The organism is Saccharopolyspora kobensis, from assembly GCF_900108315.1.
Classification (GTDB): Bacteria; Actinomycetota; Actinomycetes; order Mycobacteriales; family Pseudonocardiaceae; genus Saccharopolyspora; species Saccharopolyspora kobensis.
The window spans coordinates 35,213-60,459 of sequence record NZ_FNVB01000003.1 but is presented as its reverse complement, the minus strand read 5'-3'; the positions used below and the strand labels follow the sequence as shown (position 1 = coordinate 60,459).

The window sequence follows — 25,247 nt, the reverse complement described above, 5'->3', positions numbered from 1 at the left end:
GCCACATCTGTTCGTACCGTCGCGGCCATGAGTTCGACGATCCGGATCCGGGGCGCCCGCACGCACAACCTGAAGGCCATCGACCTCGACCTGCCGCGCGGCGAGCTGGTGGTGTTCGCCGGGGTGTCCGGTTCGGGCAAGTCCTCGCTGGTGTTCGACACGATCGCCGCCGAAGCCGGGTACCAGGTCAACGAGAACTACCCGCCGTTCGTGCGCAACCGGCTGCCGCGGTGGAGCCGACCCGAAGCCGAGCTGCTGGAAGGCCTGTCACCGGTGGTGCTGATCGACCAGAAGCGCCTGGGCGGCAACGCGCGCTCGACGGTCGGCACCATCACCGACGCCTTCACCTACCTGCGGCTGCTGTTCTCGCGGGTGGGCGAACCGCACGTCGGCGAGTCCAACCACTTCTCCTTCAACGACCCGGCCGGGATGTGCCCGGCCTGCGCGGGCCTGGGGGAGACGCTGACCACCGCCGTGGAACGGGTGCTGGACCTGGACCGCTCGCTGGAGCAGGGCGCGATCCTGCTGCCCGGCTTCGGCAACGGCCAGTACTGGTACCGGCAGTACGCCGGGATCGGCGCCTTCGACCCGGCCGCGCCGCTGCGCGACTGGTCGGCCGCCGACCGGGAAGCCCTGCTCCACCGCGAAGCGGCGCACCGGCTGTCGCGGGACGTGCCGAAGGACTACGAAGGCGTCATCGACCGCTTCGAGCGCATCTACCTGCACACCGCCGACAACCTGTCCGAGCGCAAGCAGGCGGTGCTGCGCCGGTTCACCCGCTCGGCGAGCTGCCGCGACTGCGGCGGCGAGCGGCTGCGCGAAGCGGCCCGCACCGCGCGCGTGCTCGGCCGCACCATCGGCGAGATGAGCCGGATGGAGATCGGTGAGCTGGCCGGGCTCATCGGCCAGGTGCGGGATCCGCGGGTGGCGCCGGTGGTCGCGGCGCTGTCGGACAAGCTCGGCGCGCTGACCGGGATCGGCCTGGGCTACCTGTCGCTGGCGCGACCGACGACCACGCTCTCGGGCGGCGAGTCGCAGCGCATCAAGACGGTCCGGCACCTGGGCAGCAGCCTCGTCGAGATGCTGTACGTGTTCGACGAACCGACCGTCGGCCTGCACCAGCACGACGTGCAGTCCATGATCGAGCTGCTGAAGTCGTTGCGGGACAAGGGCAACACGCTGCTCGTCGTGGAGCACGACCCGGACGTGATGCGCGCTGCCGACCGGATCGTCGAGCTCGGCCCCGCCGCCGGCGACGCGGGCGGGCGGATCGTGTTCGAGGGCGGCTTCGGCGAGCTGGCGATCGCGGACACGCCGACCGGGCGTGGCCTGCGGACGCGGGTCCGGGAACGAGAACCGCGCGCCCACGCGGGAAAGCTGCGCGTCGACAACGCCCGCCGCAACAACCTGCGCGACCTCACCGTCGACATCCCGACCGGTGTGCTCACGGTGCTGACCGGGGTCGCCGGGTCCGGGAAGTCCAGCCTGGCCGCGGAATTCGTCGCCCAGCACGGGGCCACCGTCGTCGACCAGCGCCCGGTGAGCACCAACCGCCGCTCCTCACCGCTGACCTACTGCGGGATCGCCCCGGCGATCCGGAAGCTGTTCGCCCGCCGCAGCGGAACCAGCCCGAAGCTGTTCAGCGCCAACTCCGGAGGTGCCTGCCCGGCGTGCCAGGGCGCGGGCGTGATCTACACCGACCTGGCGTTCATGGAGGGCCAGGAAACGGTCTGCGAGGTCTGCTCCGGCCGCCGCTTCAGCGCCGAAGTCCTCGCGCACACCGTCGACGGGCTGTCCATCGCCGACGTCGACGACCTGACCGTCGAGGAGGCCGTGCGCCGCCTGCCCGAACCGGCGATCGCCGGCGCCCTGCGCCGGCTGGTGGACGTGGGCCTGGGCTACCTGCGCCTCGGCCAGCCCCTGACCGACCTGTCCGGCGGTGAGTGCCAGCGCCTGAAGATCGCCAAGGAGCTCTCCGCCGCCGAACACCCCACCTGCTACGTGCTCGACGAGCCGACCACCGGCCTGCACCTGGCCGACACCGGAGTCCTGCTCCAGGTGCTGGACCGGCTGGTCGAGCGCGGCAACACGGTGCTGGTGATCGAGCACAACCTGGAGGTGATCCGCAGCGCGGACTGGGTGATCGACCTCGGTCCCGGCCCGGGCCGCCGCGGCGGCCGCGTGGTGTGCGCGGGAACCCCGCAGCAACTCCTGGCCTGCGACGAGTCGGCGACCGCACGCGCGCTGCGCGCCACCACCTGACGGGCTCAGCCCGGCCGCACGGCGTGGAGTTCGGCGAACGGCAGCAGCGAGGCGGCGGTGCGCGGCGGATCCTCCAGGAGAGGGGAGTGCCCGAGACCCGGCAGCAGCTCGACCACCGCACCCGGCACCGCGCGGTACTCGGCGGCCGAGGAGGACCTCCACCGCTGGTCGTCCTCGCCGAAGAGCACCAGCAGCGGCTTGCCGAGCGGGGCCAGCCGTTCCGGCAGCGACCGCCGGCCCAGGTATTCGGTGCCGGCCCGCATCGTCGCGGTGAAGGTGTGGAAGGTCATGGCCCGCACGTCCGCGACGAGCTGCTGCGGGATCTCGAAGCCCGCGCGGCTGAACGCGGGCTTCATGAACTGGCGGATCTGCTCATCGGTCAGCTCCGCCCACTGCGCGGGCTCGATGGCGGAACCCGTTGCGCTGAAGGCGTTCAGGCTGGGACCGGTGTTGATCAGCGCTAGCGCGGCCACGAGATCGGGGCGGAGCTCGGCGAGCGCGGTGGCCGCCAGCCCGCCGCTGGAGTGACCGACGACGACGGCACCCGCGACACCGAGCCCGTCCAGCACGGCGGCGACCCGGCGTGCCTGTTCGGAGGTGCCGTAACTGCGGTCGTCCGGCTTGCCGGACCGGCCGTGCCCGAGCAGATCGATGCGGATGACGCGGTGGGAACCGGTCAGCAGCGGGACCAGCGCATCCCACGAACGGGCGGAGGCCCCGGACCCGTGGATCAGCAGGAGAGCCGGGGCGTCCGGTGCTCCGTCGTCCAGGACGTGGATGTCGCCGTCCTCGAGCCGGATGCGGTTCACGTGCTGCCTCCTGTCGTTGGTCAGTCCGTCACGACTGCTCCGGCCCGCTGATCCGCGGGACCGGCGAGGTGGTGCGGCAGCGGAGCGCGCCGCGGGACCTGCTTCACCCCGCCTCCTCGGCATCCGTCGCCGTCCGGCAAGAGTCTGCAGCAGATCACCGCAGTGTTCCAACGGAGCGTTGCGGCTCAGCGCCAGGAGCTCGTCGGCGCCCGAGCGCCGCCGTCGCGGTGGGTCCACTGTGGACTTCTTGCGTTCGCCCCGGTGGTAGCGCTGCGTGAGCGACCGGACACGATTTTGTCCGGAATGTGGCGTACCTGACCTTTGGGTGGATGCCGGGATTACTTAGCTTAGGCTAAGTTTCGTTCTGGAAGATCGGTTGTGAGGAGATCAGCGTGCTCACCAGCATGTTCCGGCGCGGGTGGCTGGCGGTCATCGCCGTCGCCGCGCGGCAGTGGGCCGTTGCCGAGCCGCTGCCGATCTTCGCCGACTACCCGAAGTTCGACCTCGCGCCCGATGTCCCGGACGAGCTGATCCCGGCCGCGCTGCGCGGGGTCGGCTCCTCCGAGCTGCCCGCACCCGAGGCGATCGCCGCCCTGGACCACCCCGCCCTGATCCTCACCTGGGACACCGACCCGCTCCACCCGGTCTCCACCGCCGAGCGGCTGCACGAACTGCTGCCGAACTCCACCCTGCACGTGTCGAGGACCGCGGAGGACGTCAAGAGCTGGACAGGCCGCGTGACCGGGTTCTTCGCCGGGTGAGGGCCGGCGGCGTCATGCCCCCGAGAACAGCCCCACCGCGTACGGGACCGCGGCGAGCAGGACACCGACGAGCAGCACGGCGGTGTCCGTCGCGGTCCAGGGCGCCGGTTCGGCCCAGGTGCGGCGCCGGGCCCGGGCGAACCCGCGGGCGTCCATCGCGATCGAGGCGCTGGTGGCCTCGCGCATGGTGGTGACCAGCAACCCGAAGGTGACCGAGGCGGCGTGGCGGCCGCGGGAGACCGGTCCGCGCCCGGGGCCGAACCCGCGCGACCGGCGCGCCCGCGAGAGGTGCTGCCAGGTCTGCCCGAGCTGCTCGAACCGCTGCAGCGCCGCGGCGAAGGACACGACGAACCGGTGCGGCAGGCGCAGTCGCTGCCCGAGCTGATCGGCCAGCGCCATCGGCTCGATCAGCGGCGCGACGGCCACGCCGGGCAGCGCCAGCACGGCGATGCGCAGTCCAGCGGTGGCGGCGACGTCGAGGTGCCCGCCGCCGAGCAGCCACGTCGAGTAGGCGACCGAAACGCCGCCCAGCACGACGGTGGCGAACCGCAGCGGATGACCGGAGCGGGACGGCAGCATCAGCGCCAGGGCGAGCACGTAGACGCCGGTGGTGATCACCGCGGTGAGCAGCGAGCGCACGCCCAGCGAGGCGACGAGCGCCAGCAGTCCCACCGCCACCAGCACCAGGGGGTTCGCCCTGCCCAGCACGCCGTTCACCGCACCCGCCCCTGGTCGAGCCGCGTCTCGCGGTCGGCGATCTCGATCAGCGCCTGGTCGTGGGTGGAAGCGCCTGCGGTGGCGCCTGCGCGCGCGGCCGCTCGCATCCACCCGGTGATGGCCGCCCACGTGCGGCGGTCCTGACCGACGGTCGGTTCGTCGAGCATCAGGGCCCCGGGCCGGTGCGCGAGCGCGGCGGCGAGCGCCACCCGGCGCTGCTCACCACCGGAGAGCCGGTAGGGGTTGGCCTCGGCCAGCGAACCCAGCCCGAGCACCTCCAGGATCTCCTCGACCGCGACGCCGGTGCCCAGCTTGAGCCCGGTGCGGGTGATCTCCTGCCGCACGCTGGTGGTGAGGAAGCCGTGCTCCGGGTTCTGCGGCACCCAGCCGACCGTCCGCGCCAGCTCCGGGGACTTCATCCGGTGCAGCGGGACCGGCGTGCCGCCGATGCCGCCGCGATCGGGCCGGACCAGACCGGCCAGCGCGGCGAGCAGGGTGGACTTGCCCGCTCCGGACGCGCCGGTGAACACCGAGAGCTGCCCGGGCAGCACCTCGGTCGACACCTCGTCGAGCGCCACGATCGGGGCGGCGCCGCGCATCCGGCGGGCCACCAGGTCCACGCCCAGGTCGCGGACGTCCAGCCGCGGTGCGGGGGACTCCGGCGCGACCAGCGCCGCGGGCACGTCGGCCGGCTCGGGCGCGGGCAGGCCGGGCATCCACACCCCGGCCCGGCCGAGGTCCTCGGTGAGCCGCGCCCGGCAGGTGTCCGGGTCGACGTCGTGCACGATCCGGCCACCGGCGTCGAGGACGACGACGCGGTGCACGAGGTCCAGCCACGGCCCGATCCGGTGGTCGACGACGACCAGCGAGGCGCCGGTGCTCGCCACGACATCGGCCACGGCGGTGCGCACCCGGTCGGCGTTGCCGGCGTCGAGCATCGAGGTCGGCTCGTCCAGCAGCAGCATCGACGGCCGCAGCGCGAGCACCCCGGCCAGCGCGAGCCGCTGCAGCTCACCTCCGGACAGCGCCGACGTCGGCCGGTCGACCGGGTAGGGCAGCCCGACCAGTTCGAGCGCCTCGGCCACCCGCCGCCAGATCTCCTCCCGCGCGATCCCGCTGTTCTCCGGGCCGAAGGCCACGTCGCGGCCGATCCGGTCGGCCACCACCGCGGCCCCCGGGTTCTGCAGCACCAGGCCGATCTGGCCGTCGACCCGGACCGCGCCGCTCATCTCGCCCGGCAGCGCACCGCCGAGCACCCCGGCCAGCGCGTGGATGATCGTCGACTTGCCCGCCCCGCTCGGCCCGGCCAGCAGGATCCGCTCGCCCGGCCGGACGTCCAGGTCCAGCCCGTCGATCGCCGGTGCGCGCCGCCCCAGCGGCTGCCAGCCGAAACCCCGGAGCTCCGCGCGGAGGTCCGTCGAGGTGGTCACACCGCGGTCCGCTCGTGGTGCTCCCGTCCCGCACCGAAGGCGTCCAGCGCACCGGTCGCGGCCAGCCCGCGGACCAGCGCCCAGCCGCCGAACCCGGCGATGACCACGCCGGAGACCACGAAGAACCCGAGGTGGGCCAGCTGGTAGGGCAGCGCCCAGTCGGTGTAGTAGACCTGCCACTCGTAGAACGACTCGAACGCGGCGGCGACCGCGGCCGCCAGCGCGGCGACCAGGGGACCGAACCGCTTCCACAGGAACACCGCCAGCACCAGCTCCACCCCGAAGCCCTGGATGGTCCCGGAGATCACCGTCGACAGGCCCCAGCTGTTGCCGAGCAGCGCTTCCACCGAGGCGGCGACCACCTCGGTCAGCAGCGCGGCCCCGGGCTTGCGGACGACCAGCCCGCCGATCACGCCGCCGAGCAGCCAAGCGCCGCCGAACAGCCCGGAGCTCGGCGGGAACGCGAACGCGGAGAGGGTGCTCAGCACCTGGTAGAGCTGCGCCCAGCCCCAGAACGCCACGCCGATGGCCACGCCGAGCATGGCCACGGTGACGAAATCGATCGTCCGGTACCGGAAAGCGGCATCGCGCGCCACAAGAACTCCCTTCGCCGGTGCTAACCGGAGCAGGTTCGGAGGGTCTGCGGCTCAACCCGCACTCTCAGCGCCCTTCACCACGGCGCTCCCCTGTCAACGGCCACACACCCTACCTCCCACCCCGCAGGCCCCGACACCGGATGGCGCGTGCGGGATAGCGGCGAGAGCGGTCCGCAGTGGAGCGAACACGGCGTGTGGTGATCGGCGCGAGGTTGGCAGCGAGAACCGACCCTCGACGGTAGGTCCACAGTGGATGAATAGGGAGGTTCAGGTGCCGTTGTGCTGGAAGGCGTTTCGGTAGGTGTTCGGGGTGGTGCCGACCACGCGTTTGAAGCGGTCGCGGAACGCGGTGGGGGAGCCGAAGCCGACCTGGGCGCTGATCCTCTCGACCGGGTGGTCGGTGGTCTCCAGCAGGTGCTGGGCGAGGCGGATGCGGGTGCGGTGCAGCCACTGCAGGGGAGTGGTGCCGGTCTGCTCGCGGAAGCGCCGGTTGAGGGTCCGGGTGCTCATGCCAGCGCGGGCCGCGATGTCCTCCAGGGAGATGTCGTGCGCGGCGTTGTCCTCGAGCCAGTTCAGCAGCGGCTCCAGGGCCGAGCCGCGCGGCGCCGCGGGCAGGTCCTGGACGACGAACTGGGCCTGGCCGCCCTCGCGCTCCAGCGGCATCACCGACAGGCGTGCCGCGTCCGCGGCGACCGCGGAACCGTGGTCGCGGCGGATCAGGTGCAGGCACAGGTCCAGCCCCGCCGCCGCACCGGCCGAGGTGAGGAACTGGCCGTTGTCGACGTAGAGCACGTCCGGGTCCACGTCGATCCCGGGATGCCGCTCGGCCAGCAGCGGGGCCGCGCGCCAGTGGGTCGTCGCGCGCAGCCCGTCGAGCAGTCCGGTGGCGGCCAGGACGAAGGCCCCGGAGCAGATCGAGGCGATGCGGGTGCCGCGCTCGGCTGCTCGCCGCAGCGCGTCCAGAACGGCGCCCGGAACCTCGGCGGTCGGATCCGCGCAACCGGGCAGCACGATCGTGTCCGCCGTCTCCAGCGCGTCGAGCCCCCACGGCGCTTGCAGGGTGAACAGGCCCGCGCTGACGGTCGGGGCGGCGGCGCAGATCCGCAGCCGGTAGGCGGCGCGGCCATCGGGCAGCCGGGTGCGGGTGAACACCTCGAGCGGCGTGGCCAGGTCGAACGGGATGACGTCGTCGAGCGCCAGGACGGCCACGGTGTGCATGGCGCGAATGTAGCCGCACCCGCGATTCCCGCCAACGAGGTGCGGCGGGCAGTGCGCTGGTCAGAGCGTTGGCGGGATTCCGTTGGAAGGTGGCAATCCAGCCACTTCCGGCTCCCGCCCGCGCTGCATAGCGTCGGATTCCGACCAGGAGGGCGACCCGCCCGGCGGGCGCCCCAGTTCCCGACACCCGGAAGTGGCAGGACCGAGCATGTCCATCATCACGCCGATGCTGATCGGTGTTCTCTACGCGCTGCTGAACTCGTTCATCCGCGAACCGAACCGGCGCCGGTTCAACGCCCTGATGGTCGCCGGTGCCGGTGCCGCCTACATCAGCGGCGGTGGCTTCGGCATCTGGGAGCTCGTCTTCTGCGCCGCCGTGGCCTACTGCGCCTACCGGGGACTGGAGTCCTGGACGTTCATCGGCATCGCCTGGCTGCTGCACACGGCTTGGGACGTCGCGCACCACCTCCACGGCAATCCGATCATCCCGTTCCTCGAGCACGCCTCCTTCGGCTGCGCGCTCTGCGACCCGGTGATCGCGGTGTGGTGCTTCGCAGGCGGCCCCTCGCTCGTGGCGCCGCTGCGCGCCCGGTTCGCCCGCCGTTCGAAACCGGTCGCCCGCGAACGGTCGTGAGCGCTCAACGGCGCTAGCGGGAATGACGTCCGCATCGGCCGGAAACTGCGCGTTCGCGACCGAGATCGCTTGCACCGCAAACCCGCCGGCGGTGCGGGCTCTAGGTGTCGCGGGGATGCGGGCGCGGGGTGAGGACGCGTTCGCCGGCCATGCGGATCGCGTCGGTGACGATGCCGTGGTCCGGCGACAGGACGCAGACCGGATCGGTGCGGGCGGGATCGCCGGTGAGCAGGAACGCCTGACAGCGGCACCCGCCGAAGTCGATCTCGCGGCGCGGGCAGCTCCGGCAGGGCTCGGCCATCCAGCCGGTTCCGCGGAAGGCCTGGAACATCGGGGAATCCGCCCAGATCCGGGACAGCGGTTCAGCGCGGACGTTCGGGTGGGGCAGCGGCAGCACGTGCGCCGCCGGGCAGGGCAGGACGTCGCCGCTGGGCACCACGGTGAGCTGGTGCGCGCCCCAACCGCCCATGCAGGGCTTGGGATAGCGGCCGTAGTAGTCGGGCAGCACGTAGGTGATCTCCACCCGGCCGGTCAGGCGGCGGCGCGCGGCGCGCACGACGGCCTCGGCGCGGTCGGTCTGGGCGCGGCTGGGCAGCAGCGCGGCGCGATTGCGCAGGGCCCAGCCGTAGTACTGGGTGTTGGCCAGTTCGACGCGGTCGGCGCCGAGCTCCTCGGTCAGGGCGATGATCTCGGTGATCCGGTCGATGTTCAGGCGGTGCAGCACGACGTTCACCGTCAGCGGCCAGCCCAGCTCCTTGACCAGGTGGGCCGCTTCGACCTTGCGGCGGAAGGAGGGCGTGCCCGCGATCCGGTCCGACGCAGCGGCCTCGTGCGCCTGGACGCTCAGCTGCACGTGTTCGAGACCGGCCTCGCGCAGCTGCTCGGCCCGTCGCCGGGACAGGCCGATCCCGCTGGTGATGAGGTTGGTGTAGAGGCCGAGCCCGCTGCCGAAGCGCACGATGTCCACCACGTCGCGGCGCCGCAGGGGTTCGCCGCCGGACAGGTGCAGCTGCAGCACGCCCAGCTCCTGCGCCTCGCCGATGACCCGCTGCCACTCCGCAGTGGTCAGCTCCTCGGCGTAGTCGGCCATCCGCAGCGGGTTGGAGCAGTACGGGCAGTGCAGCGGGCAGTCGTAGGTGAGCTCGGCGAGCATGCCGTACGGCCTAGTCATCGCCGAGCTCCACGTACCGCTTGCGGACGAGCCGCTGGAGGAACCGGGCCACCTCCTCGTCGGCCACCCGGTCGTAGCGGCCGCGCAGGTTCGCCACGATGTCGGCCACCGTCCGCCGCCCGTCGCACAGGTCGACGACCGATGCCCCCGGCGGGTTCAGGACCAGCACCGCTTCCGGTCCGAGCAGCACGTGCTCACCGCGCGACCGGTCGTAGGCGAGCCGCACGTGGGAGGCCAGCGCCGGGCGGCTGGAGGAGCGCACCGGTCTCGCTCCGGTGGGTGCGCCCACCGGCTAGTCCTCCAGCAACCCGACGTACATGGTCACCTCGGAGGTGCACTGGACCTCTTCGAAGTCCGGGTGCTCCCACTCGGTCTCCTCGAACTCCGGTGGCTCCCAGCGGAGAGCGGGGCGGGCGGTATCGGGTTCCACGGCTGTCACCCTCTTCCTCTGCGGCGACGGATCCGGGGAGTGCGACGGCGAACGCGGCCCTCCGGCGCCTTCCCGCCACGCCGGGCCCATCGCAGCTGAAGAATAGCTCCGCGGCACGGCCCAGGTCACCCTCGGCGTGCCCGAATTCGCAGGTCGGCGGCGGAATTCGAGACTTTGGTCCTTCACCTGCTCCGCAGCGCGACGCAGCACTCGCCGGGGTGCGGTTCGAGCACTGCTTCGGCGGTGCGGGCCTGGAGCCCGGCGAGGAAGCCCTGCAGGAAGGCGTGGTTCAGGCCGCACACCAGTTCCGGCGACCGGGCGGTGAGCGGGTGGAACGGGCAGTTGCGCAGCCGCACGCAACCGGGTGCCTCCCGGTCCGGTTCGAAGCCGTAGCCGGCGAGCACCTCCGCGGCCCGGGTCAGCGCGCGTTCCGCGCCGAGCCTGCCGGGACGGGTGCGCTCGCGTTCGGTGGTGCCGAGGCGGTGCCCGTGCTCGCGAGCCACCCGCAGCGTCGCTTGGGAGGCGTTCTCCTGATCGCCCTCGTCGAGCACCGCGTCGAGGAGGATGCCCGCGAGCAGGTCGTGCTGGCGGGGCGGGATGCTGATCCGGATGTCGGTGCGCGCCGGCTCGTAGACCTTCGGGGTGCGGCCGACCTTGCGGATCCCGCCGAGCGGTTCGTACCGCGCGCACAGCAGTCCCGCGGCCACCAGCTTGTCGAGGTGGAAGGCGGCGAGCTTGCGGGAGATGCCGACCGCCGAGGCGGCCTCGTCGCGGCCCACCGGCCGCCGGGCGCGGCGGATGTAGTCGTACATCCCGCGTCGCAGCTCGTCTTCCAGCGCGGCCACCGCGGTCACCGTCGAACCGGCCTCATCCATGGCCCAACCCTAGCGCTCTCCGGCACATCCCAATGGGTGGAATACGGCCTGTGATCTCGCTGCCGGGAGCGTTGACCGGACTGCCGGAATAAGACTAACGTCGATTGGTGAAATCGGGGCCGCCTGGCCGCGTCGACGCGAAGGAAGACGTTGATGACATCCGCACCTGCCCTGCGCGTCGCGCACGAGCCCGCCGGCGAGATCGACCTCGGCGCCGCCGAGCGGGCTGCGGGAGATCTCCTGCGGGCGCTGGGCATCTCGACCGACTCCGAGAGCCTGCGGGGCACACCGGGCCGGATGGCCCGCGCCTACGCCGAGCTGTTCACCCCGCGCCCGTTCGACCTCACGACGTTCCCGAACGACGAGGGCTACGACGAACTGGTGCTGGCGCGGTCGATCCCGGTCCGGTCGGTGTGCGAGCACCACCTGCTGCCGTTCGTCGGCACCGCGCACGTCGGCTACCTGCCGGGCGAGCGGATCCTCGGGCTGTCGAAGCTGGCGCGCGTCGTCGAGCACTTCTCCTGCCGTCCGCAGGTGCAGGAACGGCTGACCAAGCAGGTCGCCGACTGGCTGTGCGAGCACCTGCGGCCCCAGGGCGTCGGCGTGGTCGTCGAAGCCGAGCACACCTGCATGACGCTGCGCGGCGTGCAGGCCACCGGATCCAGCACGGTGACCTCGACGCTGCTGGGCACCCTGCGCTCCGACGCCCGCTCCAGGCAGGAGTTCTTCTCGCTCACCGGCGTCAACGCCTGACCGGTCGGCGCAGCAGGGCGTCGAGCGAGAACGGCCCCGCGCCGAGCGCGGCGATGAGGAGGAAGAACCAGCTGTACAGGGCGGCTGGTTCGCCGTAGTTCTGCATGGGCAGCAGCCCGCGCGGCTGGTGCACGGTGAAGTAGGCGAACGCCATCGCCCCGGAGCAGATCAGCGCCGCCGGCCTGGTGCCGAGCCCGACCATCACCAACCCACCGCAGACGAACTGGATCAGACCGGCCCACCACCCCGGCCACCGGCCGACGGGGGTGGGCGCACCGGCGCCGAGCACGCCGAACAACGTCGCCGCACCGTGCAGCACGAAGAGCAACGACACCACGATCCGCGCGGCGGAGAGCACGGCTCCGCCCAGCCGGTCCCACGAATCCCGAACCACGCCGACCGCCTCCCTCGCGCGCTTGCCGTCCTCCACCCGGCTAACCGCGCGCGGCCACCGCCAACCTCAGATCAGGTCGGTGATGTTGGTGCTCGTGCCGAGCAGCGCGCGGCCGAAGGCCTCGGCGCAGATCGCCGGGTTGGCCATCGCGTGCCTGGCCGCGGTGTGGATGTCGCGCACGTAGCCCTGCAGCGGGTGCGAATCGGCCAGCGCCGACGAGCCGGACGCGGTGACGAGCTCGTCCACAGTCGACAAGCACAGCTGCACCGCGTGCCCGGCGTGCTGCCGGATCCGGGCCCGGGCCGCGTAATCGGGGTGGGTGCCCGCCGCGGCGTGGCCGTCGACGGTGGCCGCGGCGCGGTCGCCGATCATCTCCACCAGGTCGATGTTCGTCGCGGCGCGGGCGACGGCGATCTGGAACGCCGCCGAGTCGCTGCGCCGCTCGTAGCGGGTGCCGGGGATGCCCTTGTCCTCGGCGTGGTCGACGACGTGCTCCAGCACCGCCGTGGCGATGCCCAGGTACGGCGCGATCATGCAGGTGGTCAGCGTCGGGATCAGCGCGGAGCGGTAGCGCGGCACGTCGGTGCCGCGCACGCCGGCGACGGCGGGCCCGAGCGCGAGCACCCGGTGGTCCGGCACGAAGATCTCCTCACCGACGAGCAGATGGCTCCCGGTGGCCCGCATGCCGAGGGTGAACCAGGTGGTCGAGGTGGTCAGCTCGGCCGTCGGCACCAGCGCGAACCCGGGTCCGCCCGCGTCGCGCGAGAACGCCAGCAGCGCCCACGTGGCGTGCAGGCAGCCGGACGCCGGTGCCCAGTTCCCGTTCAGGATCCAACCGCCGTCGGCGCGGCGTCCCGTCCCGTGCGGTGTCAGCACCGAGCACACGTGCGCGTCGGGCCCGGCCGCGTAGATCTCGTCCTGGGCGGCGGGCTCGAACAGGCCGGTGAGCCAGTTCGCCGCGCTGAAGATCATCATCACCCAGCCCGCCGACGGATCGGCCTTGGCCACCTCGCGGGTGGCCGCCAGGATCGTCGCCAGGTCGCACTCCCCGCCGCCGAACCGGCTCGGCACCGCGGCCCGCAGCAGCCCGGCCCCGGTGAGCGCGTCGACGGTCTCGTCGGTGAGCCTGCGCTGCTCGTCGCCCGCCTGCCGGTGCCGTTCCAGAACCGGGCGCAGCGCGGTCGAGCGCCGCACGAGATCCGGGTTCGAGATCAAGTTCGGTACCTCCTGCTCGTCGTGGGCCGAGCTCGGCGCACCAGTGCCTCGGCTGCGATCGAGACTACGACCGGAGATCGGTTCGGGTGGCCGGTCGCCGCGGTCTTGCCCGAATGGCGGCGTCCGGCCCGCCGGAAAAACCAGGTGCGGCACGGGAATCGCGCCCGCTACGGTCCTGCCGTGGATGCGGACGGGCACTTCGGGGCGGATGTCGCGGCCGACTACGACGAGAGGTGGGCGGAGCTGTTCCAGCCGGATGCCGTGGAGCCGGCGGTCGAGCTGCTGGCCGAACTCGCCGGTGGCGGACGGGCGCTGGAGTTCGGAGTCGGCACGGGGCGCATCGCGGTGCCGCTGGCGCAGCGCGGCGTCGAGGTGCACGGCGTGGACCTGTCGCGGGCGATGGTCGATCAGCTGCGCGCCAAGCCCGGTGGCGCGGCGATCGGCGTGACCATCGGCGACATCGCCACCGCGCGGGTGGACGGGACCTTCGCGGTGGTCTTCGCGGTGTTCAACACGCTCGCCAACCTGATGACGCAGGCCGAGCAGGTGGCGTGCTTCCGCAACGCGGCGCGGCACCTGGAACCCGGCGGCTGCTTCGTCACGGAGGTGGGGGTCCCGGAGCTGCGGAAGCTGCCGCCCGGGCAGCGGGTGGTGCCCTTCCGGACGAGCGCGACCGGCTGGGCCTACGACGTCTACGACGTGGCCGAGCAGACGTTGACCTCGAACTACGTCGAGGTCGTCGACGGCCGCGGCGAGTTCCGCTCGTTCCCCGCCCGCTACGCGTGGCCCGCCGAGCTCGACCTGATGGCCGAACTCGCCGGGCTGCGGCGCCGGGAGCGCTGGGAGGACTGGACGCGGCGGCCCTTCGGCAACGAGAGCCGCTACCACGTGACGATCTGGGAGAAGCCGCGCGGCTGAGCGGCCTCAGCGCCGGGCTTGCCGGGTGATCTCGGCCGCGCGCCGGTGGTTTCGCCGCGCGGCGTGCGGCCTGCCGAGCCCGGTGGCGAGCTTTTCGAGGTGGTGGGCGACGGGGCCCGCGGTGAGCAGGCCGCTGCCCGCTCCGGCGAGCTCACCCGCTGCGGGTTCCAGTGCCGCGTAGGCCTGCTCCATCAGCGCCTGATCATCCAGCCGCACGGCGGTCGTCGCGGTCAGGCACAGCCGTGCTTCGCGCAGCAGGTCGGGCGGTGATTCCGGGACCGCGCGCGCCGCCGCGACCGCCGCGTCGCGGTCGCCGGCGTCGAGCAGTCCGAGCGGGCGCACCCAGGGCAGGAACGGGCCCCAGTCCGTCGCCAGGTCCACTGCGGACGGTCGGTCCTCCTGGATCCGCAGGCACAGCAGGGCGAGCGGGAGCGTGCCGCGCTCGACTCCCCACATCCCGGTGCCGCCGAGACGCGCGGCCGCGGCCCGGTACCCGGCTTCGGCCTCGGCGATGCGACCGGCGGCCGCGTCGCGGACCGCCGCGTACCAGCGGGTGAACACCGCGACGAGCGGGAGCTCGTGGCGTTCGGCCAGGGCATCGGCGGCCGCGGCGTGCCGGTCGGCCACGTCGAACTCGGCCAGCGCCGAGTGCGCCTGCAGCAGGATCAGGTGGCCGAGCACTTCGAAGGTCACCAGTCCGTGACCCGCGGCCAGCTCGACGAGCTCGCGGCCGGTCCGGGCGCGTTCGGGCGCGAGCCCGGCCCGGTCGAAGGTGTGCATGAACCGGCCGTTGAGGGCGAAGGCGAGCAGTTCCGGCTCGTGCAGGTGGCGAGCGAGGGCCACGGCTTCGGCAGCGGCCTCGCGCCCGCGGGCCGAGCCGGTGCCGCGCAGCTCCATCGCCAGCGTGCCCAGCAGCCGCGCCCGCTCCGCCACCAGGTGTTCCGGCACGGCCGCGAGGGTCCGTTCGGTCACCGCCACCACCTGCTCGGACATCACCGGGTCGTCGTTGGTGGTCCAGATGCCCGGCACGTCGAACGCTCCGATCACCCGTGCCGTCGACTCGGCATCGCCCAGCGCTTCGGCCGCGGTGATCGCCTCGGCGCGGTGCACCCGCGCCGCCGCCAGGTCGCCGGTGATCGCCAGCGCCCGCACCAGGCCCATGACCAGGTCGAGCCTGCGCCGGGGATCGGTCGCGCCGGATCGGTCGTGCGCGGCGATCGCCGCCTCCCACGACCGGGCCGCTTCGTGCGGTGCGAAGCGGCGTTCGGCCCGTTGCGCGGCCAGCGCCGCGTAGTGCGCTGCCCTGCCCGCCGTCGCAGTGCTGCCGGCCAGCAGGAAGTGGTGCGCGATCGCCTCGACGTCGTCGGGGCGGATGCGTTCGAGGGTTTCGGCGGCCTTGGCGTGCCAGTGGCTCCGCCGCGGACCGGACACCTCGGCGTGGACGGTGTCCCGGACCAGGGCGTGGGCGAACCGCAGCCGCGAACCGGATTCGACGAGGAACCCCAGGAGCACGGCCGCATCGACGGCGTCCAGCACTGCTTCCTCGGAGCCGGTCAGCAGGTCGATGTCGACCTCGTCGCCGATGACGGCCGCCTGCCGCAGAACGGTGCGGGCGGGGCCGGGCAGCGCGTTGAGCCGCTGCCGCACGACATCGCGCACCCCGGCCGGGACCGCGTGCAGCGCCGCGTCCCCATCGGTGTCGAACAGCCGGGCCAGCTCCCGGGCGAAGAACGGGTTGCCGCCGCTGCGCGCGTGGATGACCTGCGCCGCTTCCTCGGGAACCTCGCGCTGCGCGGCGGCGCGGGCGAGCTCGCCGACCTCCGCGCGGCCGAGCCCGGCGAGGTAGATCCGGGCCGGTTCGGAGCCGGCGCTGCGGCCCAGCACTTCGGCGAGAGCGGGGGAGAGCTCGGTGCTGCGGTAGGTCCCCACCAGCAGCACCGGCTGGTGCACGGGCTCGCTGATCAGCGCGGTGAGCTGCGCCAGCGTCTCCTCGTCGGCCCGGTGCAGGTCGTCGAGGACCAGCAGCACCGGGCGCTCGGCGGCCACCGCACCGATGTGGGAGACGACGCGGCGCCGCGCGTGGAATCGAGCCGCCACGGCGTCGTCGTCGGCCCCGGCGAAGACGTCCGGGGCCGGGACGTGCGTGGCCGCCGCGAGGCCGTCGAGCAACTGGATCCACGGCCACGTGGCCGGTGCGCCCTCGTGCTCGGGATTGCGGCCCCAGGCGGTGATCCACCCGGCGGCGGCCAGCTCCCGCGTGAGTGCCTCGACGAGCGCGGTCTTCCCGGCACCCGGCTCGCCCGCGACCAGCGCCAACCGGAGTTCGCGCCGGTCGGCGGCCTCCGCCGCGGCCGCGGCGAGCCGGCCGAGCTCCCGGTCGCGGCCGATCAAGCGCCGCTCGGCGACCACCGGTTCGAGCGCGGGAGCGGTGGCGGGGGTCGTGCTGAGCCGCGGCGCCTGAGCGAGGATGTCGGCTTCCAGCCTGCGCAGGTCCGGGCCCGGATCCACACCGAGCTCGGTGGCCAGCGCGGCCTTGGCGGTGCGCAGCGCTTCGAGCGCATCGCGCTGGCGTCCGGCCTGGTAGAGGGCGATGGCCAGCAGCTGCCAGGCGTGCTCGCGCCACGGATGCTCCGACACGTGCGCTCGCATGTCGGCGGCGACGGCGGGAGCGCGGCCCACCGCGAGCCCCGCCTCGGCCCGCCGCTCCACCGCGAGCAGCCGCAGTTCACCGAGCCGGGTCACCTCCGCGCGAGCCCAGTGCTCCTCGGCGAACTCGGAGTAGGCAGGTCCGCGCCACCGGTCCAGCGCCGCCTCGACGTGGGCCAGGGCGTCCTCCGCCCGGCCGCGCGCCAGCAGGTCGCCGGACTCCGCCACCGCAGCCTCGAACTGCCAGGCGTCCACGAACTCGGCCCGCAGGGCGTAGCCGGGGGACTCGGTGACCAGCAGCCGGGCGGGCGTGCGGGGCGCGCGGCCGGGTTCCAGCGCCCGCCGCAGCGTCGCGACGAACGACTGGACGGCGCCCACCGCGCCGTCGGGCGGGACCTCCCACAGGTCGTCGACGAGCATCCCGACCGGCACCACCCGGCCCCTGGCGATCAGCAGCCGGGCCAGCACCGCGCGGTGCCGGGGTCCGCGCAGGTCGATCGCGCCGCGCTCGTCCTCGGCGACGACCGGGCCGAGCACACCGAACTTCACCACCGCGCAGGCTCACCTCCACGGCAACCCTAGACAACGCCCGCTGGTCAGCGCGTGCTGATCCGTTGCTGATCCGGCTCCCGCAGGCTGCCACCAGCGACCGCCGGGCAGCGGCGGTCCCGGCGAAGGGCTCAACGTGGCACTGCGGATCGACGGTTTCGACTACCAGCGGGTTACCGTGGCGGAGGAGGTGGCGCTCAACGTCGCGGTCGGCGGCTCCGGCAGCCCGGTCGTCCTGCTGCACGGGTTCCCGCAGACGCACCTGATGTGGCGGCACGTGGCGGCCGACCTGGCCGCCGACCACACCGTGCTCGTCCCCGACCTGCGCGGGTACGGCGAGAGCGACAAGCCGGCCGACACCGACGGCACGGCCTACGCCAAGCGCACCATGGCCGCCGACGTGGTGGCCCTCGCCCGCGCCTTCGGCCACGAGCGCTTCGCGCTCGCCGGGCACGACCGGGGCGCGCTGGTGGCGATCCGGGCCGGTCTCGACCACCCGGAGCGGATCAGCCACCTGGCCGTGCTCGACGTGCTGCCCACATTGGACATGTGGGACGTGCTGCGCGGGACCGCCGGCGCGGTCGGCTTCCACCTCTACCTGATGGCCCAGCCACCGGGCTTGCCCGAGCAGCTGATCGAGGGCAGCGCGGACGCGTTCTTCGGGCACTTCCTGGATGCCTGGGGCACGAACCCGGAAGCGATTCCCGCCGACGTCCGGGAGGCCTACCTCGCGGCCTCCCGCGCGGCGGTCCCGTCGATCGTCGCCGACTACCGCGCCTCGGCGTTCATCGACGTGGAACACGACACGCAGGACCGGGAGGCGGGCAACCGGCTGCGGATGCCGGTGACCGTGCTGCAGCAGGACTGGGGCGCTGCGCTGGGCTACGACGCCGCGGCTCTTTGGCGCGGCTGGGCGAGCGATCTGCACCACCGCACCGTGTCCTGCGGGCACTTCATGGCCGAGGAATCGCCCGCCGAGATCGTCGGCGCGCTGCGCGAGCTGATGAGGCGGTAGCCCGGCGGGTACGACTGGGGTCCGACCCCGGCTACTACTCGCGGACCACCGGGGAACCAGTGCTCGGGATGATGTTCGCGCAGAAGCCGCGGACGTACCTTCTTGCCCGAAGGTGATCGCGGGCAACGGAGAACCGCGACGGCCACGACGCGCGCCACCCGGCGCGGACAGGAGAGCACGCGGCATGCACGCACTGGTCCAGCAGACCTCCCTCGCCCTCGACGACGGGGTGTTCCAGATCGGGACGCTCCTGCTGATCGCGCTGCCGGTGCTGCTCTACGTGGGTCTGATCATCGGGGCGCTGATCAGCATCCTCGGTTCGGCCCAGACCTTCGGCATGAAGGTGGTGTGGATCATCTTCGTCTTCGTGGCGCCGTTCCTGGGCAGCATCCTGTGGTTCGTCATCGGCCGGGGGAACGCGCGGCGGATGGCGTGAGGCACGGTCCCGGCCGGCGGTCGTGGTGATCATCACCGCGACCGCCGGCCGCGGCGTTCACCCGCCCGGCGGAAAATGATCTTGCCGTCGTCCCTCCGTGCGGTACGGTGGCGGTATCGAGCCCGAAGCGGTGTCGATGGTGTGCCGGGAAGCCTGGTCGGCGTGTAGGACGAACCTGTTCAGGAGAGGAACTCCTCATGCCGACGTACCCGCGGGTGCACGACATCGGAACCGGCACTGCTGGTCTGGCCACGGTTCTGCGGTAGCGGCGCGGCGTTCACCGGACGCCGGAATCGCCGCACGCTCCGGCTCCGCGCCGCCCGGCCACCGGCCGGTGCGCTCGAGCGACCGCTGCGGCGAGCCTTGACGGAGGAAAGGACTCGCAAGCATGGGGAACGCGGCTGCACGCACGGCCGTGGGGCCGATGGCGCTCGTCGCGATCGACCAGCACGAGGAGATCCCGCTGGTCCGCGACAAGCTCGCCTACCGGCTGCTGCCGCTGGGCGCGAAGACCGTCGCGGGGCTGTGCGCGGCGCCCCCGGTGCGCTGGGCGATCGCCAGGGCCGTGGAGAAGCGGGCCCCGGGCCTCTGGTCGAGCCTGCTGTGCCGGAAGCGCTACATCGACGACCAGCTGCGCACCGCGGCCGAGAACGGGATCGACGCCGTGGTGCTGCTCGGAGCGGGCCTGGACACCCGCGCGTACCGGCTGCCGGAGCTGGCCGCGATGCCCTGCTACGAAGTGGACCTGCCCGCGGCCACCGCCCGCAAGCGCGCGCTAGTGCAGAAGGTCTACGGCAGGGTCCCGGACCGCGTCGGGCTGGTGCCCGTCGACTTCGAGCGCCAGGACCTCGGCGCAGCGCTCGCCGCGCACGGCTGCACCGCCGAGCGGCAGCCGTTCTTCGTCTGGGAGGGCGTGACGCAGTACCTGACCGAGGAGGCGATCCGCCGCACGTTCGCCCACCTGGCCGATGCGCGGATCGGCAGCAGGCTGGTGTTCACCTACGTGCGCGCGGACTTCCTCGACGGCACCGACCTCCGGGATTCCGCGGCGCTGCACCGGGAGTACGTGGTCGAGCGCCGGTTGTGGAAGTTCGGCTGGGCTCCCGAGGAGGTGGCCGGGTTCCTCGCCGAACACGGCTGGCGGCTGGTCGAGCAGGCCGGATCGCCGGAGTTCGCCGCCCGCTACCTCAAACCGATCGGGCGGCGGCCGGTCGCGTCCGAAGTGGAGCTCACCGTGCTCGCCGAGAAGGTCTGAGCGAACTCAGGACGCGGCTTCGCGCAGCGCGGGCAGCAGCTCCCGCTCGGCGAAGTCGAAGAATCCCCGCCGGTCGGCGTCCACGTCGATCTGGACGACCGCGAGATCGGTGAACCCGGCTTTCCAGAAGGCCGCCGCCGACTCCACGATCGGCTCGACATCGGGACCGCAGGGGATCGAGGCCGCGATGTCCTCGTCGCGGACGAACTCGGTCGCCGCGGCGAAGGAAGCCGGGCCGGGCAGCTCGGAGTTGACCTTCCAGCCGCCCGCGAACCAGCGGAACTGCTGCCGGGCCCGCCGCACGGCGGCGTCCCGGTCGGTCGACCAGGCGATCGGCAGCTGCCCGATCTTGCGCTGAGCTCCGCTCGCGGCAGCCCGGTCCCACTGCTCGCAGAGCGAGCTGCTGGGCTCGACCGCGATCATCGCGTCGGACAGCTCGGCGAACCGCTGGACCGACTGCGCCCCGGACACGGCGGTGGCCACCGGCACGCGCCGCGACGGCAGGTCCCACAGCTTCGCCGAATCGACCCGGTAGTGCTTCCCGGCGTAGTTGACGTGACCGCCGTCGAAGAGCGCGCCGATGATGTGCAGCGCCTCGGTCAGCATCTCGTGCCGCACGTTGACCGGTGGCCAGCCGCGGCCCACGACGTGCTCGTTGAGGTTCTCCCCGGAACCCACGCCGAGCACGAACCGGTCACCGGAGAGCAAGCCGACCGTGGCGGCCTTCTGCGCCACGACCGCCGGGTGGTAGCGGATGATCGGTGCGGTGACGTAGGTCATCAGCTCGACCTGCTCGGTGGCCTGGGTGACCGCCCCGAGCACGCTCCACGCGTAGGGCGCGTGCCCCTGCTCCTCCAGCCAGGGGAAGTAGTGGTCGCTCATCACTTCGAAGTCGAATCCGGCCCGCTCCGCCTCGGCGGCCTGCAGCACCAGTTCCCGCGGGCCGGATTGCTCGGTCATCAGCGTGCATCCGAATCGCACCATGCCACCAGGCTGGCACTTCGCGGGCAGCCGCGCCCGGTGGCGGCCGGGGCGCATGTTCTCGCGCGGCGCGGGGAAACCGTCTGGCGGTACGCGAACTCAGGAGGCGAGATGTCCCCGCACGAACTCCCGATCATCGATTACGACAACATCCCGGTCGGTTCGCTGCAGCACCGCATCCGGTCGCTGCCCGCTGACGAGATCAAGCTCCTGCTGGACCACGAGCGCACGCACAACAACCGGGCCCAGGTCTGCGAGATCCTGCAGAACCGGCTGAACGAGCTGCGCGCGGGAGCGCGACCGTCGGGCGGCTCGCAGGACGACGAACCGCTGGAGGCCGAGGACACGGCGGGCGGTTCACCGGTGGATCCCAGCGGATCGCCGGAGCCCATGCACCCACCGCGCCACGGAATGGCCGGTCAGCCCGGGAAACCCAAGGGCGACCGGCCACGCGGTCAGTGAGCGCGCCGCGATGTCACCGCCAGCGCTTGAGCGTGTCGGGCGGGATCCGGGGGCCGGTGTGCAGGAGCGGGTCCGGCTCGCGGCCGGGCACACCCGAGCACGGCGCCGGCTTCCGGACACCGTTCAGCACGCGGCGGATGCGCGGGAAGTGCGGTAGCGACATGGTTTCCTCCAGTGTTCTCCGAAACTCCTCGCCCCGGGGGTAACCACCGCGGGCGGGGCTTGAACCCGCACCGTTTCCGCACCGGGCGCGGGGGTAACCGCCGACTGCGGGCGGGTGGTGGCGCGACGGGGGATGGTTGCGATGCCGAGGGGCGGCAAGCAGCGCCGCAGCAGGTCGCGGCGGGACGAGCCGGAAGCGACCATTGTGGACGAAGGCCAGGTCAGGCGCGCGGTCGCCGCCGCCGCGATCGGCAACACCGTGGAGTGGTTCGACTTCGGCGTCTACAGCTACATCGCGGTGGTCATCGGGCAGGTGTTCTTCCCGCCCACCAACCCGACCGCCCAGCTGCTGTCCACCTTCGCGGCCTTCGCGGTGGCGTTCCTGGTCAGGCCGCTGGGCGGGTTCTTCTTCGGGCCGCTGGGCGACCGCATCGGCAGGCGGACGGTGCTGGCCATCACGATGGTGACGATGGCGCTGGGCACCGTGACGATCGGACTGATCCCCAGCTACGCGACCATCGGCATCTGGGCACCGGTGCTGCTGCTGGTGGCGCGGCTGGTGCAGGGCTTCTCCACGGGCGGGGAGTACGGCGGCGCGGCCACCTTCGTCGCCGAGTACTCGCCGGACCGGCGCCGCGGCTTCATGGCCTCCTGGCTGGAGCTGGGCACGCTGACCGGCTACGCGCTGGGAGCGGGCCTGGTCATCGCGCTGACCGTGGTGCTGTCCCCGCAGGACCTGGTGAGCTGGGGCTGGCGGATCCCGTTCCTGCTGGCCGGGCCGCTCGGCATCGTCGGCCTCTACCTGCGGTTCCGGCTGGGGGAGAGCCCCGCCTACCAGGCGGGCTCCGAGTCGGAGGACGAGCAGGCGGCGGCCACCTTGCGCAGCTTGCGCACGATCTTCGGCGACCACTGGCGCGCGATGCTCAAGTGCATCGGCCTGGTGATGGTGTTCAACGTGACCAACTACATGCTCACCGCCTACATGCCGACCTACCTGTCCGCGGTGCTGGGCTTCCCGCACACCGGTGCGCTGGCCCTGGTGCTGGTGGCGATGGTGCTGGTGATGGGCCTGATCGTGGTGCTGGGGCGGTTCTCCGACCGGATCGGTCGGCGGCCGATCGCCGCGCTGGGCAGCGCGGCCCTGATCGTGCTGGCGTTCCCGGCGTTCCTGCTGATCGGAGCGGGCAGCGTGCCCGCGGTCCTGGCCGGGCTGCTGGTCATGGGCCTGATCCTGGTCTGCTTCAGCGGCACCATGCCCTCGACGCTGCCTGCGCTGTTCCCGACCGAGGTCCGCTACGGCGCGGTGTCGGTCGGGTTCAACATCTCCGTCGCGCTCTTCGGCGGCACCACCCCGCTGATCGCGGAGTCCCTGGTCGCGGCCACCGGGATGCGGTCGGTACCTGCGTTCCTGCTGGTGATCGCGGGCGCGGTGGGCCTGGTGGCGGTGTGGGCCATCAGGGAGCCCGCCGGGCGCGCGCTGCCGGGCTCCAAGCCCACCGCGACCGACCGGCAGGAGGCCCGCCAACGCGCCGAGGAGGAGCGCGAGGCGGACTGAACCCGGTGTACTCGCCGTCGCCGCGGGTAGTCACTGGCTGCAGAACCCCGTTGGAGGGAAGTGACGGACATGCCGCAGCGAAGCTGGAACGCCAAGCAGGAACGGCAGTACGAGCACATCAAGGAGCAGGCGCGCGAACGGGGCTCGAGCAAGAGCCGGGCGAGCGAGATCGCCGCTCGAACGGTCAACAAGGACCGGGCCCAGCAGGGCCAGACCAAGCAGAGCAGCCGGACCTCGACCCAGGACATCCCGCCGCAGCGGCGCGGTGGCCGGCGGTCGGGCAAGCGCCAGGGCCCCGGCGGGCGCACCAAGCAGCAGCTCTACGAGGACGCCCGCCGGGCGGGCGTCAAGGGCCGCTCCAAGATGACCAAGGCCGAGCTGGAGAAGGCGGTGAGCCGCGGCTAGGCGCGGCAGGCCGCCGGGCCCGCTCCTGGGCCACGCACAACGGCTCCCGGAGGCGCAGCGACGGAAGCGAACCGCCCGGCGCCGCTGGTCGAGAACGCCGCTGGTCGGCTCCGCGACGATCATCCGCGGAGCCGACCAGCCATGTCATGTCGGCCAGCCCGTTCATCCGGCCAGGGTGATCACCGGGCGGCACGAGCGCGCGAACACCGGCTCCCGGCCCGCTCCCGCAGCCTGATCACGACATCTGATCGGCGGCCAGCGCTCGGACTCCCCTCACGTCGCCCGGGCGCATCCCGCGCCCGGCCACCGCGGCCCGGCACCGAACTGTCCACTGTGGATACCCGGTGTCGGGGCCCCGGCAGGGCGGCGCCGCCGATACGATGGCGGTCCAGATCGCGATGGAGACTTGAACTCATGACACAGGCAGGGAGCTTCGAGCCGGAGTCGGAGCGGGTGATGCGGCAGCTCCGCGACGAGATCCTCGGCGGGATCCGGGCTCCGGGCAGCAGGCTCGTCGAGCGCGACCTGGCGGCCGAGCTGGGGGTGAGCAGGCTCCCGGTGCGCGATGCGCTGCGGTCGCTGGTGGCCGAGGGACTGGTGACGCCCCGCCCGCGCAGCTGGGCGGTGGTCCGCGAGTTCACCGCCTCCGACGTCGCCGACCTCAACGAGGTGCGCGGGGCGTTCGAAGCGCTGACCTTCAAGCTGGCCGCGCAGCGCCGGACCAAGGACGGCCTGGCCCGGCTCCGCGAGGTCCTGGACACCGAGCTGGCCGCGGCGCGCGCGGGCGATGCGGTGCGCGCGCGGCGCGCGGCGGCCGACTTCCACGAGGTGGTGACCTCGCTGGCGGCCAACGAGCTGCTCAGCGAGCTGGAGCGGGTCATGAGCGGGCGGATGCGCTGGTTGCTCGGCCAGCACGACGACCTGACCGCGATCGCCGAGCAGCACGAAGGTCTCTACTCGGCGATCGCGGACCGGGACGTGGTGCGGGTGGAGCGGCTGATCGCCGAACACCTCGCCGCGGGTCAGGGCATGGCCGCCGAGCGCCAGCGCGCGGCGGAGTCCTGACAGGCGCGGCTACCGGCCGATGCCGTGCAGGCGGGCGTGCAGCTCGCGGACCTCGTCGGCCAGCTCCGGGACCGGTCCGGCGACCGGGATCCCCGGCGCGACCGCGTTGACCGGCAGCGCCGCCACCGGCCCGGCGGGCAGCTCCCACTCGCGGTGCCATGCGCTCAGCTGCTCGGTGCTCGTCGCGTAGACGATGCGGCCGAGACCGACCCAGGCGTGCGCGGCGCTGCACATCGGGCAGTGCTCGCCGGAGGTGTAGACGGTGCTCTCGCCGCGCTCTGCGGGGGAGAGGTTCGCGGCCGCCCAGCGCGCTATCTCGAACTCGGGGTGCCGGGTCGCGTCGCCGCCCTTGACCCGGTTGCGGTCTTCGAAGCGCACCGAGCCGGTCGCGTCGACGAGCACCGAGCCGAACGGCTCGTCGCCGTCCTCCAGCGCTTCACGGGCGAGATCGACGCACCGCCGCAGGTGCGATCGGTCCTGCTCGCTGATGGTCTGCGGTTCGTCCATGCCGCCCAGCCTACCACTTTTGGTAT

General features: G+C 72.8%; 27 protein-coding genes and 1 riboswitch. Of the genes, 12 read left to right on the top strand and 15 right to left on the bottom strand.

Going from position 1 to position 25,247, the window contains the following annotated elements; genetic code table 11:
* Positions 1–27: 27 nt before the first annotated feature.
* Entirely contained in the window at positions 28–2,262 is a 2,235-nt protein-coding gene (locus tag C4T78_RS08995) for an ATP-binding cassette domain-containing protein (protein WP_093358416.1), read from the top strand.
* A 5-nt stretch (positions 2,263–2,267) separates the two neighbouring features.
* Here C4T78_RS08995 and C4T78_RS08990 read toward each other — a convergent pair whose 3' ends face one another.
* Positions 2,268–3,071: an alpha/beta fold hydrolase gene (locus C4T78_RS08990; RefSeq protein WP_218161759.1), complete on the bottom strand. Its 804-nt coding sequence runs from the start codon at positions 3,069–3,071 to the stop codon at positions 2,268–2,270.
* A 392-nt stretch (positions 3,072–3,463) separates the two neighbouring features.
* On the opposite strand from C4T78_RS08990, the gene C4T78_RS08985 reads away from it, so the two are divergent.
* On the top strand, positions 3,464–3,832 hold the full coding sequence (locus C4T78_RS08985; RefSeq protein WP_093358411.1) for an alpha/beta fold hydrolase: 369 nt from the start codon (positions 3,464–3,466) through the stop codon (positions 3,830–3,832).
* A 12-nt stretch (positions 3,833–3,844) separates the two neighbouring features.
* Here C4T78_RS08985 and C4T78_RS08980 read toward each other — a convergent pair whose 3' ends face one another.
* The 4 genes from C4T78_RS08980 to C4T78_RS08965 form a co-directional block, all read right to left on the bottom strand.
* A complete protein-coding gene (locus tag C4T78_RS08980) occupies positions 3,845–4,549 on the bottom strand; it encodes an energy-coupling factor transporter transmembrane component T family protein (RefSeq protein WP_177247831.1) in 705 nt (234 codons plus the stop codon).
* Entirely contained in the window at positions 4,546–5,979 is a 1,434-nt protein-coding gene (locus C4T78_RS08975; protein WP_177247830.1) for an ABC transporter ATP-binding protein, read from the bottom strand. Before C4T78_RS08975 ends, C4T78_RS08980 begins: the two co-directional genes overlap by 4 nt.
* The gene (locus C4T78_RS08970) at positions 5,976–6,575 is read right to left on the bottom strand and encodes an ECF transporter S component (RefSeq protein ID WP_218161758.1); all 600 of its coding nucleotides are present in this window, start codon (positions 6,573–6,575) and stop codon (positions 5,976–5,978) included. The genes C4T78_RS08975 and C4T78_RS08970 overlap by 4 nt, the downstream gene beginning before the upstream one ends.
* Positions 6,565–6,677: riboswitch (TPP riboswitch) on the bottom strand. It overlaps the preceding gene by 11 nt.
* Positions 6,678–6,842: 165 nt before the next feature.
* The gene (locus tag C4T78_RS08965; protein ID WP_093358404.1) at positions 6,843–7,793 is read right to left on the bottom strand and encodes a GlxA family transcriptional regulator; all 951 of its coding nucleotides are present in this window, start codon (positions 7,791–7,793) and stop codon (positions 6,843–6,845) included.
* 208 nt (positions 7,794–8,001) lie between these two features.
* Between C4T78_RS08965 and C4T78_RS08960 the strand changes: the two genes are divergently transcribed.
* Complete coding sequence (locus tag C4T78_RS08960) at positions 8,002–8,427, top strand: DUF6010 family protein (protein WP_093358403.1); 426 nt, start codon at positions 8,002–8,004, stop codon at positions 8,425–8,427.
* A gap of 100 nt (positions 8,428–8,527) precedes the next feature.
* Here the strand turns inward: C4T78_RS08960 and pqqE are convergent, their stop codons facing one another.
* The 4 genes from pqqE to C4T78_RS08940 all read right to left on the bottom strand — a co-directional run bounded on the left by pqqE (position 8,528) and on the right by C4T78_RS08940 (position 10,903).
* Positions 8,528–9,598: a pyrroloquinoline quinone biosynthesis protein PqqE gene (pqqE, locus tag C4T78_RS08955; protein WP_093358402.1), complete on the bottom strand. Its 1,071-nt coding sequence runs from the start codon at positions 9,596–9,598 to the stop codon at positions 8,528–8,530.
* Positions 9,591–9,860 carry a pyrroloquinoline quinone biosynthesis peptide chaperone PqqD gene (gene pqqD, locus C4T78_RS08950; protein WP_235863893.1) on the bottom strand — a complete coding sequence of 90 codons (270 nt, stop codon included), beginning with the start codon at positions 9,858–9,860 and terminating at the stop codon, positions 9,591–9,593. Before pqqD ends, pqqE begins: the two co-directional genes overlap by 8 nt.
* Before the next feature lie 30 nt (positions 9,861–9,890).
* On the bottom strand, positions 9,891–10,028 hold the full coding sequence (pqqA, locus tag C4T78_RS36945; protein WP_093358400.1) for a pyrroloquinoline quinone precursor peptide PqqA: 138 nt from the start codon (positions 10,026–10,028) through the stop codon (positions 9,891–9,893).
* A 182-nt stretch (positions 10,029–10,210) separates the two neighbouring features.
* Entirely contained in the window at positions 10,211–10,903 is a 693-nt protein-coding gene (locus C4T78_RS08940; protein ID WP_093358398.1) for a helix-turn-helix transcriptional regulator, read from the bottom strand.
* Positions 10,904–11,056: 153 nt separating this feature from the next.
* Here C4T78_RS08940 and folE point away from each other — a divergent pair, with 153 nt between their 5' ends.
* The gene (gene folE, locus C4T78_RS08935; RefSeq protein ID WP_093358396.1) at positions 11,057–11,656 is read left to right on the top strand and encodes a GTP cyclohydrolase I FolE; all 600 of its coding nucleotides are present in this window, start codon (positions 11,057–11,059) and stop codon (positions 11,654–11,656) included.
* Here the strand turns inward: folE and C4T78_RS08930 are convergent.
* Entirely contained in the window at positions 11,646–12,050 is a 405-nt protein-coding gene (locus tag C4T78_RS08930; protein WP_177247828.1) for a DoxX family protein, read from the bottom strand. The two genes, folE and C4T78_RS08930, sit on opposite strands and share 11 nt — an antisense overlap.
* Before the next feature lie 66 nt (positions 12,051–12,116).
* Complete coding sequence (locus C4T78_RS08925; RefSeq protein WP_235863892.1) at positions 12,117–13,265, bottom strand: acyl-CoA dehydrogenase family protein; 1,149 nt, start codon at positions 13,263–13,265, stop codon at positions 12,117–12,119.
* Between the two features lie 180 nt (positions 13,266–13,445).
* Between C4T78_RS08925 and C4T78_RS08920 the strand changes: the two genes are divergently transcribed.
* Positions 13,446–14,183 (top strand): class I SAM-dependent DNA methyltransferase, encoded by a 738-nt coding sequence (locus C4T78_RS08920; RefSeq protein WP_093358394.1) that lies wholly within the window; start codon positions 13,446–13,448, stop codon positions 14,181–14,183.
* Positions 14,184–14,189: 6 nt separating this feature from the next.
* Here C4T78_RS08920 and C4T78_RS08915 read toward each other — a convergent pair whose 3' ends face one another.
* Complete coding sequence (locus tag C4T78_RS08915; RefSeq protein ID WP_309599266.1) at positions 14,190–17,381, bottom strand: ATP-binding protein; 3,192 nt, start codon at positions 17,379–17,381, stop codon at positions 14,190–14,192.
* A gap of 139 nt (positions 17,382–17,520) precedes the next feature.
* On the opposite strand from C4T78_RS08915, the gene C4T78_RS08910 reads away from it, so the two are divergent.
* From C4T78_RS08910 to C4T78_RS08900, 3 genes are all read left to right on the top strand, one after another.
* Complete coding sequence (locus tag C4T78_RS08910) at positions 17,521–18,393, top strand: alpha/beta fold hydrolase (protein WP_218161763.1); 873 nt, start codon at positions 17,521–17,523, stop codon at positions 18,391–18,393.
* A 184-nt stretch (positions 18,394–18,577) separates the two neighbouring features.
* Positions 18,578–18,829: a PLD nuclease N-terminal domain-containing protein gene (locus C4T78_RS08905; protein WP_093358390.1), complete on the top strand. Its 252-nt coding sequence runs from the start codon at positions 18,578–18,580 to the stop codon at positions 18,827–18,829.
* Between the two features lie 388 nt (positions 18,830–19,217).
* A complete protein-coding gene (locus C4T78_RS08900; protein ID WP_093358388.1) occupies positions 19,218–20,084 on the top strand; it encodes an SAM-dependent methyltransferase in 867 nt (288 codons plus the stop codon).
* Positions 20,085–20,090: 6 nt separating this feature from the next.
* On the opposite strand, the gene C4T78_RS08895 is transcribed toward C4T78_RS08900, so the two are convergent.
* Entirely contained in the window at positions 20,091–21,065 is a 975-nt protein-coding gene (locus C4T78_RS08895; RefSeq protein WP_218161762.1) for a TIGR03557 family F420-dependent LLM class oxidoreductase, read from the bottom strand.
* A gap of 111 nt (positions 21,066–21,176) precedes the next feature.
* Here C4T78_RS08895 and C4T78_RS08890 point away from each other — a divergent pair, with 111 nt between their 5' ends.
* Positions 21,177–21,527: a DUF8129 domain-containing protein gene (locus C4T78_RS08890; RefSeq protein ID WP_093358384.1), complete on the top strand. Its 351-nt coding sequence runs from the start codon at positions 21,177–21,179 to the stop codon at positions 21,525–21,527.
* Positions 21,528–21,540: 13 nt separating this feature from the next.
* Here C4T78_RS08890 and C4T78_RS36330 read toward each other — a convergent pair whose 3' ends face one another.
* Complete coding sequence (locus tag C4T78_RS36330) at positions 21,541–21,690, bottom strand: hypothetical protein (protein WP_177247827.1); 150 nt, start codon at positions 21,688–21,690, stop codon at positions 21,541–21,543.
* A gap of 141 nt (positions 21,691–21,831) precedes the next feature.
* On the opposite strand from C4T78_RS36330, the gene C4T78_RS08885 reads away from it, so the two are divergent.
* From C4T78_RS08885 to C4T78_RS08875, 3 genes are all read left to right on the top strand, one after another.
* The gene (locus tag C4T78_RS08885; protein WP_093358382.1) at positions 21,832–23,244 is read left to right on the top strand and encodes an MFS transporter; all 1,413 of its coding nucleotides are present in this window, start codon (positions 21,832–21,834) and stop codon (positions 23,242–23,244) included.
* 69 nt (positions 23,245–23,313) lie between these two features.
* On the top strand, positions 23,314–23,649 hold the full coding sequence (locus C4T78_RS08880; protein WP_093358490.1) for a plasmid stabilization protein: 336 nt from the start codon (positions 23,314–23,316) through the stop codon (positions 23,647–23,649).
* 414 nt (positions 23,650–24,063) lie between these two features.
* Positions 24,064–24,714 (top strand): GntR family transcriptional regulator, encoded by a 651-nt coding sequence (locus C4T78_RS08875; RefSeq protein ID WP_093358380.1) that lies wholly within the window; start codon positions 24,064–24,066, stop codon positions 24,712–24,714.
* A 9-nt stretch (positions 24,715–24,723) separates the two neighbouring features.
* Here the strand turns inward: C4T78_RS08875 and C4T78_RS08870 are convergent, their stop codons facing one another.
* On the bottom strand, positions 24,724–25,221 hold the full coding sequence (locus tag C4T78_RS08870; protein ID WP_093358378.1) for a nucleoside deaminase: 498 nt from the start codon (positions 25,219–25,221) through the stop codon (positions 24,724–24,726).
* Positions 25,222–25,247: the final 26 nt, after the last annotated feature.